The 16,459-nt window shown below is 67.8% G+C and carries 15 protein-coding genes; 9 read left to right on the top strand and 6 right to left on the bottom strand.

Annotated elements, in window-relative coordinates:
- Nucleotides 1-53 precede the first annotated feature (53 nt).
- Together dut and RDCOP1_RS02545 are read left to right on the top strand one after the other, a co-directional pair.
- Complete coding sequence (dut, locus tag RDCOP1_RS02550; RefSeq protein ID WP_072698474.1) at nt 54-524, top strand: dUTP diphosphatase; 471 nt, start codon at nt 54-56, stop codon at nt 522-524.
- A gap of 1 nt (nt 525) precedes the next feature.
- A complete protein-coding gene (locus tag RDCOP1_RS02545; protein WP_072698473.1) occupies nt 526-1,479 on the top strand; it encodes a DUF3710 domain-containing protein in 954 nt (317 codons plus the stop codon).
- Here RDCOP1_RS02545 and RDCOP1_RS02540 read toward each other — a convergent pair.
- Nucleotides 1,476-2,240 carry an alpha/beta fold hydrolase gene (locus tag RDCOP1_RS02540; RefSeq protein ID WP_072698472.1) on the bottom strand — a complete coding sequence of 255 codons (765 nt, stop codon included), beginning with the start codon at nt 2,238-2,240 and terminating at the stop codon, nt 1,476-1,478. The genes RDCOP1_RS02545 and RDCOP1_RS02540 overlap by 4 nt on opposite strands.
- Before the next feature lie 131 nt (nt 2,241-2,371).
- On the opposite strand from RDCOP1_RS02540, the gene RDCOP1_RS02535 reads away from it, so the two are divergent.
- Nucleotides 2,372-2,749, top strand: a complete 378-nt coding sequence (locus tag RDCOP1_RS02535) for an OB-fold nucleic acid binding domain-containing protein (RefSeq protein ID WP_072698471.1) — start codon at nt 2,372-2,374, stop codon at nt 2,747-2,749.
- An 85-nt stretch (nt 2,750-2,834) separates the two neighbouring features.
- Entirely contained in the window at nt 2,835-3,530 is a 696-nt protein-coding gene (locus RDCOP1_RS02530; RefSeq protein ID WP_072698470.1) for a DUF3159 domain-containing protein, read from the top strand.
- Between the two features lie 20 nt (nt 3,531-3,550).
- Here RDCOP1_RS02530 and eutC read toward each other — a convergent pair whose 3' ends face one another.
- The 4 genes from eutC to RDCOP1_RS02510 form a co-directional block, all read right to left on the bottom strand.
- A complete protein-coding gene (eutC, locus tag RDCOP1_RS02525; protein WP_072698469.1) occupies nt 3,551-4,297 on the bottom strand; it encodes an ethanolamine ammonia-lyase subunit EutC in 747 nt (248 codons plus the stop codon).
- Nucleotides 4,294-5,706, bottom strand: a complete 1,413-nt coding sequence (locus RDCOP1_RS02520; protein ID WP_072698854.1) for an ethanolamine ammonia-lyase subunit EutB — start codon at nt 5,704-5,706, stop codon at nt 4,294-4,296. The genes eutC and RDCOP1_RS02520 overlap by 4 nt, the downstream gene beginning before the upstream one ends.
- 103 nt (nt 5,707-5,809) lie before the next feature.
- Complete coding sequence (locus tag RDCOP1_RS02515; protein ID WP_072698468.1) at nt 5,810-6,463, bottom strand: potassium channel family protein; 654 nt, start codon at nt 6,461-6,463, stop codon at nt 5,810-5,812.
- A gap of 34 nt (nt 6,464-6,497) precedes the next feature.
- Nucleotides 6,498-7,163, bottom strand: a complete 666-nt coding sequence (locus RDCOP1_RS02510) for a potassium channel family protein (protein WP_072698467.1) — start codon at nt 7,161-7,163, stop codon at nt 6,498-6,500.
- A 194-nt stretch (nt 7,164-7,357) separates the two neighbouring features.
- Here RDCOP1_RS02510 and RDCOP1_RS02505 point away from each other — a divergent pair, with 194 nt between their 5' ends.
- From RDCOP1_RS02505 to dxs, 5 genes are all read left to right on the top strand, one after another.
- Nucleotides 7,358-9,355 carry an APC family permease gene (locus RDCOP1_RS02505; RefSeq protein WP_072698466.1) on the top strand — a complete coding sequence of 666 codons (1,998 nt, stop codon included), beginning with the start codon at nt 7,358-7,360 and terminating at the stop codon, nt 9,353-9,355.
- Entirely contained in the window at nt 9,352-10,644 is a 1,293-nt protein-coding gene (locus tag RDCOP1_RS02500) for a class I SAM-dependent RNA methyltransferase (protein WP_072698465.1), read from the top strand. The genes RDCOP1_RS02505 and RDCOP1_RS02500 overlap by 4 nt, the downstream gene beginning before the upstream one ends.
- A gap of 129 nt (nt 10,645-10,773) precedes the next feature.
- Nucleotides 10,774-11,238, top strand: a complete 465-nt coding sequence (locus RDCOP1_RS02495; RefSeq protein WP_072698853.1) for a MarR family winged helix-turn-helix transcriptional regulator — start codon at nt 10,774-10,776, stop codon at nt 11,236-11,238.
- Nucleotides 11,235-12,842, top strand: coding sequence for an MDR family MFS transporter (locus tag RDCOP1_RS02490; RefSeq protein WP_072698464.1), 1,608 nt, complete (start codon nt 11,235-11,237; stop codon nt 12,840-12,842). The genes RDCOP1_RS02495 and RDCOP1_RS02490 overlap by 4 nt, the downstream gene beginning before the upstream one ends.
- Before the next feature lie 156 nt (nt 12,843-12,998).
- Complete coding sequence (gene dxs, locus RDCOP1_RS02485) at nt 12,999-14,963, top strand: 1-deoxy-D-xylulose-5-phosphate synthase (RefSeq protein WP_072698463.1); 1,965 nt, start codon at nt 12,999-13,001, stop codon at nt 14,961-14,963.
- A gap of 21 nt (nt 14,964-14,984) precedes the next feature.
- On the opposite strand, the gene RDCOP1_RS02480 is transcribed toward dxs, so the two are convergent.
- Entirely contained in the window at nt 14,985-16,382 is a 1,398-nt protein-coding gene (locus tag RDCOP1_RS02480; RefSeq protein ID WP_072698462.1) for a sugar porter family MFS transporter, read from the bottom strand.
- Nucleotides 16,383-16,459: the final 77 nt, after the last annotated feature.

Here is a 16,459-nt window from a genome sequence, read left to right as displayed (position 1 = left end):
CCGCTTCGCGCCCGCAGCGGGGACGCGCAATCCGCAGAGTAACCTCGGTCCCCGTGACCGATCTTCCGCGCATCCCGCTGCGTCGTCTCGACCCCGGGATCCCCGTGCCCACCCGCGCTCACCCCGGTGACGCGGGTGTCGACCTCTGCACCACTGTCGACCTGACTCTCGAACCGGGGCAGCGAGCTCTGGTCGGAACCGGCATCTCCGTCGCCCTGCCGATGGGTACCGTCGGGCTCGTTCATCCGCGTTCCGGGCTCGCTGCGAAGTTCGGCCTGTCGATCGTGAACACTCCTGGGACGGTCGATGCGGGATACCGTGGAGAAATCAAGGTCTGCTTGATCAACCACGACACCGAAAACGCCATCGAACTGCGTCGCGGTGACCGGATCGCCCAATTGCTGGTCCAGCGCGTCGAACTGGTCGAGTTCGTCGAGGTCGACGAGCTCGACGACACCGTGCGCGGCAGCGGCGGATACGGATCCAGCGGCGGACACGCGGGTCTCGTGAAGGAAGGTTCCTGACATGTTCGGACGTCGCAAGAAGCGTGGATCGGACGACGCCGGGGCCGGCGAAGCGTTCTACGCAGAGAACGGCTACGACGACGCCGGCTTCGCCGACACCGGATACGACGAGGCCGGATACGACGAGGCGCAGTACGACGAAACCGGGTACGACGACTACGCGAGCAGTGATGCCGGGGACGAGGGCCCGTTCGACATCACCGAGATCGACGAGGAGTCTCTCACCGGTTCTCGCCTCGATCTCGGATCCGTGCTGATACCGCTCCCTCAGGGGAGCCAGATCCAGGTGGAGATGGCGCAGAGCGGTGCGCCGCAGAATGTTCACCTGGTCACCCAGTTCGGCCGGATCACCGTCTCGGCCTACGCGGCCCCGAAGTCGCCCGGGCAGTGGCGTGAAGTCGCCGCGGAACTGTCCGAGACCCTGCGCAACGACAACGCGACCGTCAGCATGGAGTCCGGGCCCTGGGGCCGGGAACTGCACGGCGTCACGCCCAACGCGGATCTTCGCTTCATCGGCGTGGACGGTCCCCGTTGGATGATCCGTTGTGTCGTCGCCGGTCCGACGGGCAACGCCGGTGCGGATTCGGAACTGGTCGCGCTCGCGCGGTCCGTCGTCGCAGGCACCGTGGTCCGTCGTGGAGCGGAGCCGTACCCCGTGCGCACACCGCTGCCGGTCGTCCTTCCCGAAGCACTCGCGAACCAGCTTGCCGCGGCGGCGCAGCAGCAGGCCGCAGCGCGACAGCAAGCCCCGCAGCAGGGACAGCAGCCGCAGCAGGGCCGAGTTCCTCAGCAGGGTCGACCCCCTGAGCAGGGTGTGCCTCGGGCGCCGCAACAGGGCGGACGCCCCGCGCCACAGCCGCCCGCCGGGACGAACCCCGCGCCACCGTCTGTCCGGCCGCCGCAGCCGCCCCGGCGCGGCGAATCCGGCTCCGCGATGCAGCAGCTGGGGTTCTAGCCGGTAGCGCCGGTCCGGTCACCGCCAGGGGCCGGATCGGCACACGCCTCGTCGAGCGCCGTGAGACACAGGCTGCCGAGACGGGACGGATCCTCGCCGATCTCGGCCAGACTCAGGGTCGCCAATGCGGCGCGCGGGATCTCCCGAGCCCATTGCCGGCCCGTCTCGAGCGGATGCACGGCGTCGTCCACGGCCGCTGCGATACCGACTGGCACCTGTAACGCGCGAAGGCCCGCCACATCGAGAGCGTGCACACCCGCCGCCTCTTCGAGTGCCGACGGAAGATCGGGCCACTGCGCCTTCCACGACCGGGTCAGTTCCGTGGCGAGCCACGCAGGGCTCGAGGCCGCCATCGCGGCGGTCACGTCGTCGAGCCCACGAGCGCGGAGTTCCGATGCCGTCCATTTCGCGCTCGCCGCGGCGGGCGCCGCCTGGGGGTCGCCGGTCCACGCCGGCAGCGCAGCCAGCACCCCAGCGGCGAGGCCGGGATGCTCCGCCGCCCATTTCGAAGCGACTGCCGCACCGATCGAGACCCCGCCGACCAGGATGGGGCCGCTCCGTGCGGCAGCGTCCATCGCGTGGACATAGCTGTCCACCACCCGTTTCGGGTCGGGATCGACCGCCACGATGTCGATTCCCCGGGAGCGTAGAGGCCCCCGGAACACCCGGTCGACGAAGTCCGCGTCGGACCCGGTTCCGGGCAGGACGACGGCGGCACGGACGGTGCTGGAATCGACGGTGAAGGGCTCGGTGCGGAACATGTCACAATCCTGCCGAACGCCCGAAAGTGCCCGGCCACCCGGTGTGCTTGTACTTGCCCGGAATCGGTCTACAGTGACGAACGGACGACAACTTCGGGCACGCATGTGCCCACCGTGTACAGGAGCGCGCCATGCCACCCGCCGCGGCCGGTTACCTACGCCGGCTCACTCGTCGGTTGACCGAGGATATCGAGGAACTCGACGCAGAGGAGATGGCCGAGTCGTCGCATTCGACGGGTGCAGTTCCCGTCGTCCAGTGCACCCGCGGCCAGGAAGTGACCATGTTCGGCCGGCTCCGCAGCGTGGAGTCGTGTTCGAAGGCCGCCGCCCCGACCGTGCAGGCGGAGTTCTTCGACGGCACCGATTCCCTCCTGCTCGTCTGGATCGGACGCAGGCGCATTCCGGGTATCGAAACCGGCAAGACACTGCTGGTGCGAGGACGGGTCGGCGAACGCGACGGCCGGCGCGTGATCTACAACCCCTACTACGAATTGCGCGGCCCGGCCTGACGAGGCGGTTGCCGTCGCGCCCGTCACGGGCGGCGGCACTGGTCCGAGCCGGGCGTCCCCGCGTGAATATGGCACCCTCGTAGGCGTGAGCGACATCAGGCAGCCGACGATGCTGGAGCAACTCGGTGGCATCAGCGGGTTGGTGTATTCGACGTTGCCGGTGCTGGTGTTCGTGCCTGCCAACAGTTGGTGGGGGTTGACGGTCGCCATCTGGGCCGCTGTGGCCGTGGCCTGCGGCGTCCTGGTCTGGCGCCTGATCCGGGGAACCCCGATCCAGCCCGCGATCTCGGGTTTCATCGGCGTCGCGGTGTGCGCCTTCATCGCTTACCGCACCGGCGACGCCAAGGGCTACTTCCTCTTCGGGATCTACGCCAGCCTCGTATACGGCGGGGCTTTCGTCGTATCCGTGATAGTCCGCCGGCCGCTCGTGGGCGTCATCTGGGGCATGCTCAACGGGCAGGCTTCCCGGTGGCGCACCCATCGGGAAGCCGTCCGTGCGTACGACATCGCGACCATCGCCTGGGCGCTGGTGTTCCTGGCGCGGTATCTCGTCCAGAACCACCTCTACGACGCCGACGAGACCGGGTGGCTGGCCGTCGCCCGCATCGGAATGGGCTGGCCGCTCACCGGGCTCGTACTGCTCGTGACCCTGTGGGCTGTGCGCAAGGCCGACCGCCTCGTCGAACCGGCACCCGACCCCGCGCCCGAGTCCGCGGCGGCTCCCCGTCATGCCCTCAAGGAGGATCGCCGCGATCCCGGGCCACCGTCCGACGACGCGTAACCGGCCGCCGAGTCGGCGGGCTACAACGCGGGTCGGTCCACCTCGGTCAGCGACGGGGCACGTGAGTCGTCCTTGAGAACGACCCCGGACGCGCCCAGCTTCCGGGCCCCGTCCACGAGAGCCGCGACCACCCGCGCAGCGTGGTCGCAGCTCATTCCGTGGGGCGGATGGATGTTCGACACGCAGTTGCGCTCGGAATCGCGGCGTCCGGGCTCGGGGTGATGGGTCAGGTAGACGCCGACACTGTCGGCAACCGACAGGCCCGGACGTTCCCCGATGAGAACCAGCATGGTCGTGACGCCGAGTTGTGCGCCGATGTGATCGCCGAGCGCGACCCGTGCCTGGGTGGCGATCACCGGCGGTGCGAAGGTCAGGCCGGGAAGCGCCCGCACGATTGCGGCGGTCAGGTCGGGGCCGTGCGCGAGGAGCGCGGTGGACGACAGACCGTCGCACAGGGCGATCCCGATGTCGGCACCGCTGTGCGGCAGCGTCGTGCCTTCCTCCGGACGGCGTCCCAGGTCGGGCCGGCGAAGGTAGACATCGCGGTCCGCGGCGGCGCTGCGCACCGTCAGGGGTTCCCCGAGTCGGAGGGCTCGTAGCCGGTCCGCGAGGGACGCCACATCGAGGGGGGCGTGAACGGCGTCGCGTGCGGCCGCCTGGGCGGCGACGAACTCGAGGTGCCGCCGGGTGGGTAGGCCGTTGCCCGCGCGTCCCAGCCCGATGCGGGCCCGGGTGTGGCGTCGTAGTTCGTCCCACGCGTCCGTCACAGCGCACCTCCGAGTGCGCGCAGCGGTGACGCCGCCACATCGATCGGGAGGATGCGGCCGGATTCGTCGGCCATCCCTTGTTTGCGGAGCCAGTCCTCGAACTCCGGACTCGGCCGCAGGCCGAGGGCATCTCGCACGTACAACGCGTCGTGGAACGAAAGCGACTGGTAACCGAGCATGATGTCGTCGGCACCGGGGACGGTGATGACGAACGCAGTTCCGGCGACACCCAGCAACGTGAGCAGAGTGTCCATGTCGTCCTGGTCGGCCTCGGCGTGATTGGTGTAGCAGACGTCGACGCCCATCGGCAGGCCGAGCAACTTCCCGCAGAACTGGTCTTCGAGACCGGCTCGGATGATCTGTTTGCCGTCGTAGAGGTACTCCGGTCCGATGAATCCGACGACGGTGTTCACCAGCAGGGGATCCAGCTCGCGGGCGACAGCGTAGGCGCGGGCTTCGAGAGTCTGCTGATCGACCGGTCGGCGGTCCGTCCCGAGGTGCGTACCCGACGACAGCGCCGATCCCTGGCCCGTTTCGAGGTACATGACGTTCTCACCCACGGTTCCTCGGCGCAGAGCCCGGGCAGCCTCGTTGCCTTCCCTCAGCAGTGCCAGATCGACTCCGAACCCGCGATTGGCGCCCTCGGTACCCGCGACGGACTGGAAGACCAGATCGACGGGCGCGCCCTTCTCGATCAGGTCGACGGTGGTGGTGACATGGGTGAGCACACACGACTGGACCGGGATCGAGAATCGCTGCCGGATGTCGTCGAGGAGGCGGAGCAGGTCGGCGACCGCATGCGGAGAGTCGCTTGCGGGATTGATCCCGACCACCGCGTCACCACAACCCATCAGCAGGCCGTCGAGGACCGCGGCCGCAACCCCGTGCGGGTCGTCGAGCGGGTGGTTCGGTTGCAATCGCGTCGACAACCGTCCCGGCAGCCCGACCGTCGTGCGGAACGCGCTCGTCACGTTCGCCGCGCGCGACACTGCGATCAGATCCTGGTTCCGCATGATCTTGCTCACCGCCGCGACCATCTCGGGGGTCAGGCCGGGTGCGAGGGCTCCCAGCACGACCGCGGAGTCCGGTTGTGCGGCGACGGCGAGCAAGTGGTCGCGGAAGTCGCCGACCGTCAGGTGTGCGACGGGCGCGAACGCCTCGGTGTCGTGCGTGTCGACGATCAGGCGGGTGACCTCGTCCGATTCGTAGGGGACGACCGACTCGTCGAGAAAGGCCGTCAGCGGCACGTCCGCGAGCGCCCACTGGGCCGCCGCGCGTTCTGCGTCGGAATGGGCGGCACAACCGGCGAGTTCGTCACCGGACCGTCGGGGGGACGCTTTGGCGAGAAGATCCACGAGACCGTGGAATTCGTGTGAGACACCGGCGATCTGCTGCCGATATACGGTCATGGCTGCGTCACCTCCGAATCCCTGCACCGCGCCCTACGGCGTGGTCGGCACAGCGTACCGGGGTGGGAGGCGGGGCGCCGGTCGTGACGGCGGAGCCGGGTGGCTAGAGGCCGACGGCCGCCCGCAACTCGTCCTCGACGTCCTGTGAAGCGACGAACAGCAGTTCGTCCCCACCCTCGAGGGGGTCGTCGGGCTGGGGGACGATCACGCGCTCACCACGAAGAATCGTCACCAGCGCGGCATCGCGCGGCAGTTGCAGCTTGCGGACGGGCTTGCCCGCGAGCGCGGTGGTGTCGGGCAGCGTGATCTCGACGAGGTTCGCGCCCTTGCGCAGCGTCATCAAACGGACCAGATCTCCGACGGTGACGGCCTCCTCGACGAGCGCGGCGAGCATGCGCGGCGTGGACACCGCAACGTCGACGCCCCAGGATTCGTCGAAGAGCCATTCGTTGCGCGGGTCGTTCACGCGGGCCACGACGCGCGGTACGCCGAACTCGGTGGTGGCGAGAAGGCTGAGCACGAGGTTGACCTTGTCGTCACCGGTCGCGGCGATCACCACGTCGTAGTTCTCCAGGCCGGCCGCCTCGAGCAGGCTGAGCTCACACGCGTCGGCGTGTACCCATTGGGCCTGCGGCACGGCCGCGGGCTCGACGTGGTCGAGTTTGCGCTCGAGCAGCATGACTTCGTGGTTGTTGCGCACGAGCTCACGGGCGATGGACCGCCCGACCGCTCCGGCGCCTGCGATGGCCACCTTCATCGACGGTTCCTCTCGGTTGACGGGGTCATCGTGCTCAGTTGTCCTCGGCCGGAGGGCTCTCGGCCCGTGCGATCGCCTCGGCTGCGGAACCGGACACGGCGGCGAGGTAGACGAGGTCGCCGGCCTGGATGACGGTCCTGCGATCCGGCAGGAGACCCGTTCCGAACCTGATGAGGAACGCGACGCGGGAACCGGTCGCTTCCTCGAGTTCGGTCACGCGCCGTCCGACCCAGTCTTCGTGGACGTCCACACCCGCCACGGCCACCGAGCCCGTCGGGTCACGCCACTTCGCAGTTTCGCTGTCGTGGGTGAGCGCATGCAGGAACCGGTCCGTGGTCCACGGCACCGTCGCAACTGTGGGGATGCCCAGGCGCTCGTAGGCGGCCGCACGTTTCGCGTCGTAGATCCGTGCGACAACCCGCTCGACACCGAACGTCTCGCGGGCGACCCGGGCGGAGATGATGTTCGAGTTGTCTCCCGACGACACCGCGGCGAATGCGTCGGCGCGTTCGATACCCGCGCGGATCAGCACGTCACGGTCGAATCCCATCCCGATCACGGTGGTACCGGGAAAGTCCGGTCCCAGCCGCAGGAACGCGCTCGGATCGCGGTCGACGACCGCGACGTCGTTCCCGAGTCGCGCGAGTCCGGTGGCCACGGACGAACCCACCCGGCCACACCCCATCACCACCACGTACACCGTGACTCCGTTTCTTCGGTCGCAGCTCGGACACGAACAACGCGAGACGACCGTGTTTCCCGGTCGACGAACGGAACCGTACCGCCCGCCGGTCGTGTGCGAGGTCGGACGTGACGGAACCGTGCGCGGGTGTGTGGAATCGGACAGGGTGTGCGGTGCGCCGTTCGGCGAGGGTGACGGCTTAGGCTTTGCAGGTGTCAAAGCTTTCGACTGCCACGAAACGGCTCCTGCTCGGTCGCCCGTTCCGCAGCGACACGCTCGGGCACGACCAGCTGCCCAAGCGGATAGCGCTGCCTGTATTCGCGTCCGACGCATTGTCGTCGGTCGCGTATGCGCCGGAGGAGATCTTCCTCGTCCTGTCCGTCGCAGGTCTGTCGGCATACGCGTTCTCACCGTGGATCGGGCTCGCTGTAGCCGTGGTCCTGGTGATCGTCGTCGCGAGTTACCGGCAGAACGTGCGCTCCTACCCGTCCGGGGGAGGCGACTACGAGATCGCGACGAAGAACCTCGGCGCCACGGCGGGCCTGACGGTCGGCAGCGCACTCATGGTCGACTACGTGCTGACGGTCGCGGTCTCGTTGTCGTCGGCCGCGGCGAACATCGGCTCGGCGGTGCCCTTCGTGGCCGAGCACAAGGTGCCGTTGGCCATCGCCGCGATCGTGGTGCTCGCCGCGGTGAATCTGCGGGGCCTGCGGGAGTCCGGCAAGGCACTCGCGTTCCCGACGTACGCCTTCGTGGGCTGCATGATGGTGATGATCGTCTGGGGTTGGGTGCAGATCTTCGTCCTGGGCGAGGATCTGCGGGCCGAGTCGGCCGACTTCGAGCTCGTCGCAGAGCAGACCGACCTCACTGCGATCGCGTTCATCTTCCTTCTGGCGCGGGCTTTCTCGTCCGGGTGCGCAGCCCTGACCGGCGTCGAGGCGATCAGCACCGGGGTACCGGCGTTCCGGAAGCCCCGGGCCCGCAATGCCGCCACGACCCTGTTCCTGGTGGGCGCGATCGCCGTGACCTTGTTCCTCGGAGTGGTGTTCCTGGCCCAGCGTGTCGGGGTGGTGGTCGCCGAGAATCCGGCAACGCAGCTTCGGGGAGCGCCGGAGGGGTACGAGCAGAAGACGCTGGTGGCGCAACTCGCGCAGACTGTCTTCAGCGACGTTCCGGCCGCCTTCTTCGTGATGGCGGTGGTGACTGCCGTGATCCTCGTGTTCGCCGCCAATACCGCCTACAACGGGTTCCCGGTGCTCGCGTCGGTGCTCGCCCAGGACCGCTATCTGCCGCGTCAGTTGCACACCCGCGGCGATCGCCTCGCGTTCAGCAACGGAATCCTGTTTCTCGCGGGCCTGGCCATCGTGTTCGTGTGGCTCTTCGACGCCGAGGTGACCAAGCTCATCCAGCTCTACATCGTCGGTGTGTTCGTTGCCTTCAGCCTCGGTCAGGCCGGAATGGTGCGGCACTGGACGCGGTATCTGGCCACCGAGACGGACCCCGCGATCCGCGGCCGGATGCAGCGGTCACGGCTGATCAACGGGATCGGGTTCGTGGCGACGACGGCCGTGCTGCTGGTCGTGCTCGTCACCAAGTTCACCGCCGGTGCCTGGATCGCGGTGGTGACGATGGTGGCGATCTTCGGTGTGATGAAGGCGATACGTCGCCACTACGACAGCATCACGGCAGAACTCGAAGGCGCGGAATGGGACGGGGTGCTTCCGAGCCGGACACATTCGATCGTGCTCGTATCGACCCTCCACCTGCCCACATTGCGTGCGCTGGCGTACGCGCGGGCGACCCGGCCGGACACACTCGAGGCCATCACCGTGAACGTGGACGAGGAGGACACCCGCAAACTTGTCCGTGAATGGGAACGCAGCGACCTCACCGTGCCGTTGAAGGTGGTCGAGTCGCCGTATCGTGAGATCACCAGACCCGTTCTCGACTACGTGCGACGGGTCCGGCGTGATTCCCCGCGCGACGTGGTGACGGTGTTCATCCCGGAATACGTGGTGGGCCATTGGTGGGAGCAGATCCTCCACAACCAGAGTGCGTTACGCCTCAAGAGTCGTCTCCTCTTCCAGCCCGGGGTGATGGTCACGAGCGTGCCGTGGCAGCTGCGTTCGTCGGCGACGGTGGCGCGGGAACGGATCGATTCGGCGCCCGGAGCGGTGCGCCGGGGTCTCGACAAGGAGGAACAGCAGTGAGTCGGCAGGAACGGCAGGACACGCGCACGGATTGGTCCGGACGCCGGGTAGAGGTGATCTTGGGCAATCCCGCACACGGCGGGTTCTGCGTCGCCCGGTTCGAGGGCCGGGTGATATTCGTGCGGCACGGTCTACCGGGCGAGCGAGTGTTCGCGCTGGTCACGGAGGACCGTGGCGGCTCGTTCTGTTTCGCCGACGCGGTGGAGATCCTGGAGGCATCGGAGGATCGGGTCGATCCGACCTGCCCGGTGTCCGGTCCGGGTGGCGCGGGCTGCTGCGACATGTCCCATGCCTCCGTGCCGGCCCAGCGGCGCATCGCAGGCGCGGTCGTGGCCGAGCAGCTCCGGAGGCTCGGTGGCCTCGAGCGGGACATCGCCGTCGAGGAGATCCCGGGAGGGGCGCCGAACGGGACGTTGTGGCGGACCCGCGTCCGGCTCGCGGTCGACGCTGCGGGCAACCCCGGTTACCGGCGGTACCACAGCAACGAGGTGGTTCCCGAGCTCGAGTGCCCGCAGATCGACGTTGCGGCCTACCAGGGGCTGGCGGAGCGGGTGTGGCGGCCGGGCGCCGACCTGCAGGTGGTTCTCGATGCGAACGGCGACCGGCACATCGTGGAGATCGCGCCTCCGGCGATTTCGAGCGTCGGACGCAAGAGCCCGGGCAGGCGCGGTGCCTCGGCGCGGCGTGCCGCCACGAGCGCACCGCGGGCCGAGAAGGTCGTCGAAGGTTCGGGGCGGCCGGTCGAACGTGTCGGCGATCGTGAATGGACCCTTGCGGCAACGGGTTTCTGGCAGGCTCATCGCGGCGCGCCGACCACCTACTCCGAGGTGGTCGCGGAGTGGGCTCAGGCCTCCGAGGGCAGCACCGTCTGGGATCTGTACGGCGGCGTCGGTGTCTTCGCCGCGGCGCTCGCGGGACAGGTGGGCAGCCGGGGGAGCGTGGTGTCGGTCGAGTCGTCGCGTACCGCGGTGGAGGACGGGGCCGCGGCGCTCGCGGACGTGGACCAGATCTCGTTCCGGCAGGGCCGTGTGGAGCGGGTGGTCGGTGACCTGCCGACCCCGGAGGTCGTCGTTCTCGATCCGCCGCGTGCCGGTGCCGGCAAGGAAGTGGTGAGCGCCATCGCGCAGGCGGGTCCCCGCCGGATCGTGCACCTCGGGTGCGATCCCGCCTCGTTCGGCCGTGACGTAGGCCTTTATCGTGCACAGGGTTTCGAGCTCGCCGAGGTCAGGGCGTTCTTGGCGTTTCCCTCGACGCACCATGTGGAGTGCCTGGCGCTGTTCACCCGCTGAGCTGGGGAGGCCAGGGAAGCCGGGCCGACGGCGCGAAGTACGTCCGGATTGCGAAGTATTTGGTTACCGCAAGCAACTATCTGTTATAGTTGCATGTTGTAACCAACTAATTCGTCTTCGGAGGTGCTCGTGTCCGTTCGGGCCGAGACAGCGCACGAGCTCGTAGACGCGATCTTTCTGCTGGGTAGGACGATGCGCTCGGCCATCGCACACAGCGAGACCGAGGTACTTCCCAACGCGCTCGTCGGGGTGCTGATCCTCCTCGCACGCGCGGGGGCGTGTCGCCCCAGCGAACTCGCCGCGGAGATGTGCGTCAGCCAGTCGTCGCTCAGCCGGCAGATCGGCGAACTCGTGGAGCGAGGCCTCGTCGAAAGGCACCCGGATCCCGGCGACAAGCGAGCACACATCGTCAGATGTACGCCCCAGGGACTGGAAGTTCTCGAATCCGTCCGCGGACGGCGCACCGAGCGACTGTCCGCCGAACTCACCGACTGGGACCAAGAGCAGGCTGCCGACGCGATCGAAGTCCTGCGTCGTCTGAACGCTTCGCTGCTTCCGATAGCTACAGCCACAGCCCAAAGGAACTTTTCATGACCACCACCGACTCGAGGACCGGGGCGCTTCCGCCAGGTTCCGATGCAGCGGCCGACGCGCCGATGACCCACCGGGAGATCCTGGTCGTTCTCTCCGGCCTGCTCGCCGCCCTCTTCACCGCGTTGCTGAGCAGCACCATCGTCTCGACGGCACTGCCGACCATCATCGCGGACCTGAAGGGCACGCAGACTCAGTACGCGTGGGTGATCACCACCGCTCTGCTCGCGAATGCGGCGTCCACCCCGATCTGGGGCAAGTTCGCCGACCTGTTCAACAAGAAACTTCTTGTCCAGCTCTCGATTCTGGTGTTCGTCGTCGGATCGGTGCTGGCCGGCATCGCGCAGAACGTGCCCATCCTGCTCGCTGCGCGTGTGGTGCAGGGCATCGGTATGGGCGGACTGACCGCCCTCGTCATGGCGATCATCGGCAGCATCATCCCGCCGCGTGAACGCGGCCGCTATTCCGGCTACATGGGCGCCGTCATGGCCGTCGCGATGTCGGGCGGACCCGTCCTCGGCGGCGTCATCGTCGACACCCTCGGCTGGCGTTGGTGCTTCTACGTGTGCGTCCCGATCGCCGTCGTCGCGCTCGTCCTGCTCCAGCGCACCCTCCACATCGAGACGGTCCGCAAGCAGAACGTCAATATCGACTGGCTCGGCGCGACTCTCATCACCGCTGCCGTGAGCGTCCTGCTCGTCTGGGTGTCCTTCGCCGGAAAGGCCGGGTACTACGACTGGATCTCCACCGAGTCGGCGCTGTACGTCGGCGGTGGAATCCTGCTGCTCGTCGCGACCATCATCGTCGAGACGAAGGTCGCCGATCCCATCATCCCGCCGAAGATCGTCACCGAACGCACCACCGCGCTGGCGATTATCGCGTCCGTCGCCGTCGGTGTCGGCCTGTTCGGTGCCACCACATTCCTCGGTCAGTACTTCCAGACCGCGCGCGGATACAGCCCCACGGAGGCCGGCCTGCTGACCATCCCGATGGTTGTGGGCACCCTGGTGTCCTCGATGCTCTCGGGTCAGCTGATCACCCGGTTCGGCAAGTGGAAGGGCTTCCTCATCGGAGGCGCGGTCCTGCAGCTGGCCGGATTCGCACTGCTCGGCACCATCGACCACACCACCTCGCTGATCGTCATCAGCGGCTACATCGCGATCGTCGGTCTCGGTACGGGCATGCTGATGCAGAACCTCGTGCTCGCGGTCCAGAACATCGTCAGTGTCCGCAACATCGGTGCGGCGAGTAGCTCGGTGGCGTTCTTCCGGACGTTCGGCGGCGCCATCGGCGTGTCCGTCCTGGGATCCATCCTGGCCTCGCGCGTCGCGACGATCTCGGCCGAAGGTTTCGCGCAGCTAGGGATCGACCCCGGCGCCGGCGGAGGCGGCAGCCTCGACATGACGGCACTTCCCGCGCCCGTCGTCGAGGTCGTGCAGCACGCCTACGGTGACGCCACGGGCACCCTCTTCGTCGTCGCCGCAGGCTTCGCGGTGATCACTCTGATCGCGGTCGCGGTCATCCCCAACAGGGCGCTCCGCACCACCATCGATCTCGTCGAGGAGCCATCCGGTGACGCGGATCGGAAGGAATCGGCAGACGTGTGACGTAGGTCTCCGGCGGGGCCCGATGTCGTGACGACCACGACTTCGGGCCCCGTGTCTACGGAGTGCGCTCACCCCCTAGTCGCGATCGCTCCGTAGACTGGGTTCACTTACTCGCGCGGCCACGCGCGAATCCCGAGCCGGAGGGAGTTTCTCCAGGTGGGTGTCTTGTCCCGCATACAGTCCCCCGACGATCTTCGTCGGTTGACCCCCACCGAGATCACGCAGCTCGCGGGGGAAGTCCGTAATTTTCTGGTCGAGAAGGTAGCTGCGACCGGGGGACACCTCGGGCCCAATCTCGGTGTCGTGGAGCTGACCATCGCGCTCCATCGGGTCTTCGACTCGCCTCGCGACCCGATCCTCTTCGACACCGGCCATCAGGCCTACGTGCACAAGATCCTCACCGGTCGCAGGGACCGGTTCGACACCCTCCGCCAGCGCGGCGGGCTGTCGGGATACCCGTCCCGCTCGGAGAGCGAGCACGACTGGATCGAGTCGTCGCACGCGTCGGCAGCACTGTCCTACGCCGACGGGCTCGCGAAGGCCTTCGCGCTGACCGAGGAACGCGACCGCACCGTGGTTGCCGTCGTCGGCGACGGTGCGCTCACCGGCGGGATGTGCTGGGAGGCGCTCAACAACATCGCCGCCGGTGCCGAGCGTTCCCTCGTGATCGTGGTCAACGACAACGGCCGTTCCTACGCGCCGACGATCGGCGGACTCGCAGATCGCCTCGCGGTGCTCCGCCTCAAGCCCGGGTACGAGCGGGCGCTCGACAACAGCCGACGGATGGTCAAGGGTGTTCCGTGGGTCGGTTCGGCCGCATACTCGGTTCTCCACGGGATGAAGGCCGGCGTCAAGGATGCCGTCAGCCCGCAGGTCCTGTTCACCGATCTCGGGATCAAGTACCTCGGCCCGGTGGACGGCCATGACGAACCGGCCATGGAAGCGGCCCTGCGGCGCGCCAAGGCCTACGGCGGGCCGGTCATCGTGCACGCGGTCACCCGCAAGGGAGCGGGCTACGCACCGGCGGAGAACCATTTGGCGGATCTGATGCATGCCACCGGAGTGATGGACCCGCGCACCGGTCTGGCCACGTCCTCGTCGTCGTCACCGGACTGGACGTCTGTGTTCTCCGAGGAACTGATCGCCCAGGCCGAAGGGCGCAACGACGTCGTCGCCATCACCGCGGCGATGCCCGGCCCCACCGGGCTCGCGAAGTTCGCAGAGCGGTTCCCCGAGCGCACCTTCGATGTGGGCATCGCCGAGCAGCACGCCGTGACATCGGCAGCCGGGCTCGCGCTCGGCGGGCTGCATCCCGTCGTCGCCGTGTATTCGACATTCCTCAACCGCGCGTTCGACCAGTTGCTCATGGACGTGGCATTGCTGAAACAGCCCGTCACGATGGTGCTCGACCGCGCGGGAGTGACCGGCTCCGACGGCGCGAGCCACAACGGGATGTGGGACTTCTCGTTGCTGGGAATCGTGCCGGGTATTCGCGTCGCCGCACCGCGTGACGCTGCGACGTTGCGGGAGGAACTCTCCGAGGCGCTCGACGTCGCCGACGGCCCCACGGTGCTGCGCTTTCCGAAAGGGTCGGTCGGGGAGGACATTCCGGCCGTCGAGCGTATCGACGGGATCGTCGACGTCCTGCGCATGCCCGAGGGGCGTTCCGGGGACGTGCTCATCGTTGCGGTCGGAGCATTCGTCAGACTCGCGCTCGACGCGGCGGCCGAGCTGGCGGAACAGGGCGTCGAGGTGGCGGTCGTGGATCCGCGCTGGGTGCTGCCCGTCCCGGAATCGATTCCGGCGCTGGCACGCGACTTCCGGCTCGTCGTCACCCTCGAGGACAGCGGCGTGCACGGCGGCGTCGGTTCGGCTGTCGCGGCTGCGCTCCGGGACCGCGACATCGACATTCCGCTGCGCGCACTCGGTGTTCCGCAGCGCTTCCTCGACCATGCGTCCCGGTCCGAGATCCACAAGGATCTCGGTTTGACCGTGGAGGATGTGGTGCGTCGCATCTCCGGCTGGGCTGCGGTACCGCGCTCCATCGACACCGCGCCGGCGGGCGGAACGGGGAGCGCACCCGACGACGCCGAGACGGACCTCGAACGGGAGGTCGGCTGAGTGCCCGTCCCTCCCGGGGGGTCAGGACTGCATGTCCTCGAGTTCCATACCCTTGGTCTCGGGGATCTTGGACTTGACGAAGAAGTACGAGAGCAACGCGAAGAACGCGAACAATCCGTAGAGGAACCACAGGCCCACCGTCGACGTCAGCGGCGGGAAGGCCAGGGTCACGGTGAAATTCGCGAGCCAGTTCGCGGCTGTACTGATACCGAGGGCGACTGCCCGCATACGGTTCGGGAACATCTCGCCCAGCATGACCCACATGATGGGGCCCCACGTCGCGGCGAAGAAGATGACGAAGGCGTTCGCGCCGACGAGTGCGACGGCACCCCACGGTGCCGGCAGAGACACGTCGTCGCCCGAGCCCTCGGCTTGGGAGAACGCGATCGCGGCCAGCAACAGGCCGACGAACATCCCCAGGGAACCGCCCATCAGGAGCGGCCGCCGGCCGATCTTGTCCACGAACAGGATCGCCACGAAGGTCATCACCACGTTGATCAGTGCGGTGATCACCGAGGTCGTGAACGACTCGTTCTCGCTGAATCCGACCGATTTCCACAGCGTCGTCGAGTAGTAGAAGATCGCGTTGATGCCGACGAACTGCTGGAAGATCGCCATCGTGATGCCGACCCACACGATCGATTGCAACCCGAAGACCGGGCCCCGGATATCTCCGAACGAGGCCTTCGTATCGCGTCGCAGGGTCAGCCGGATTTCGCGTACCCGTTGCTCCGGTTCCAGTTCACCGGTCACGTTGGCGAGGACCTCGGCGGCTTCCTCGTCTAGATCCTGCCCCACCAGGTATCGCGGCGACTCGGGGATCAGCACCGCGAGAATGCCGTACACCGCAGCGGGGACGATTCCCACCAGGAACATCCATCGCCAGGCCTCGAGCCCCCACCACAGGTCGTTCGACGCGCCACCTGCGGCATTCTGCAACACCGCGTCGGACAGCAGGGCGGCGAAGATGCCGAGGGTGATGGCGAGTTGCTGGAGCGAGGCGAGACCGCCGCGGTATCGGGCCGGTGCGATCTCGGAGATGTAGGTCGGCGCGATGACCGACGCGATGCCGATGCCCAGTCCGCCCAGAACCCGCCAGAGCATGAGATCGGGGACGCTGAACGCGAGACCGGAACCGGCCGACGAGACCACGAACAGGATCGAGCCGAGCACCATGACTCGCTTGCGGCCCCAGCGATCGGCCAGCCGGCCCGCGAACCACGCACCTACCGCGCAGCCGAGCAACGCGATCGCGACGGCGAACCCGGTGACGAACGAGCTGAGCGCGAAATTCTCTTCGATCGAGTCCACTGCGCCGTTGATGACGGAGCTGTCGAACCCGAACAGGAATCCGCCCACTGCGGCGGCGACGGTGACCGCGATGACCTTGGCGGCGTGTGCGGTTGACGGTTGCGTCATCGGAAGCTCCTGCTGACGTGTGCAACGCCCGGGAGGGTGCTGCGCGGCCGGAAAAGCTACGGCACTGCTCATCGGGG

The sequence above is a fragment of the Rhodococcus coprophilus NBRC 100603 genome (assembly GCF_001895045.1).
Taxonomy (GTDB): domain Bacteria; phylum Actinomycetota; class Actinomycetes; order Mycobacteriales; family Mycobacteriaceae; genus Rhodococcus; species Rhodococcus coprophilus.
This window is presented reverse-complemented; position numbering and strand designations above follow the sequence as displayed.

Bases quoted from the DNA above. Each gene is read 5' to 3' on its own strand.
- RDCOP1_RS02545 (WP_072698473.1), top strand. From the start codon at position 526: ATGTTCGGACGTCGCAAGAAGCGTGGATCGGACGACGCCGGGGCCGGC.
- RDCOP1_RS02540 (WP_072698472.1), bottom strand. From the start codon at position 2,240: ATGTTCCGCACCGAGCCCTTCACCGTCGATTCCAGCACCGTCCGTGCC.
- RDCOP1_RS02535 (WP_072698471.1), top strand. From the start codon at position 2,372: ATGCCACCCGCCGCGGCCGGTTACCTACGCCGGCTCACTCGTCGGTTG.
- RDCOP1_RS02520 (WP_072698854.1), bottom strand. From the start codon at position 5,706: ATGACCGTATATCGGCAGCAGATCGCCGGTGTCTCACACGAATTCCAC.
- RDCOP1_RS02515 (WP_072698468.1), bottom strand. From the start codon at position 6,463: ATGAAGGTGGCCATCGCAGGCGCCGGAGCGGTCGGGCGGTCCATCGCC.
- RDCOP1_RS02490 (WP_072698464.1), top strand. From the start codon at position 11,235: ATGACCACCACCGACTCGAGGACCGGGGCGCTTCCGCCAGGTTCCGAT.
- RDCOP1_RS02480 (WP_072698462.1), bottom strand. From the start codon at position 16,382: ATGACGCAACCGTCAACCGCACACGCCGCCAAGGTCATCGCGGTCACC.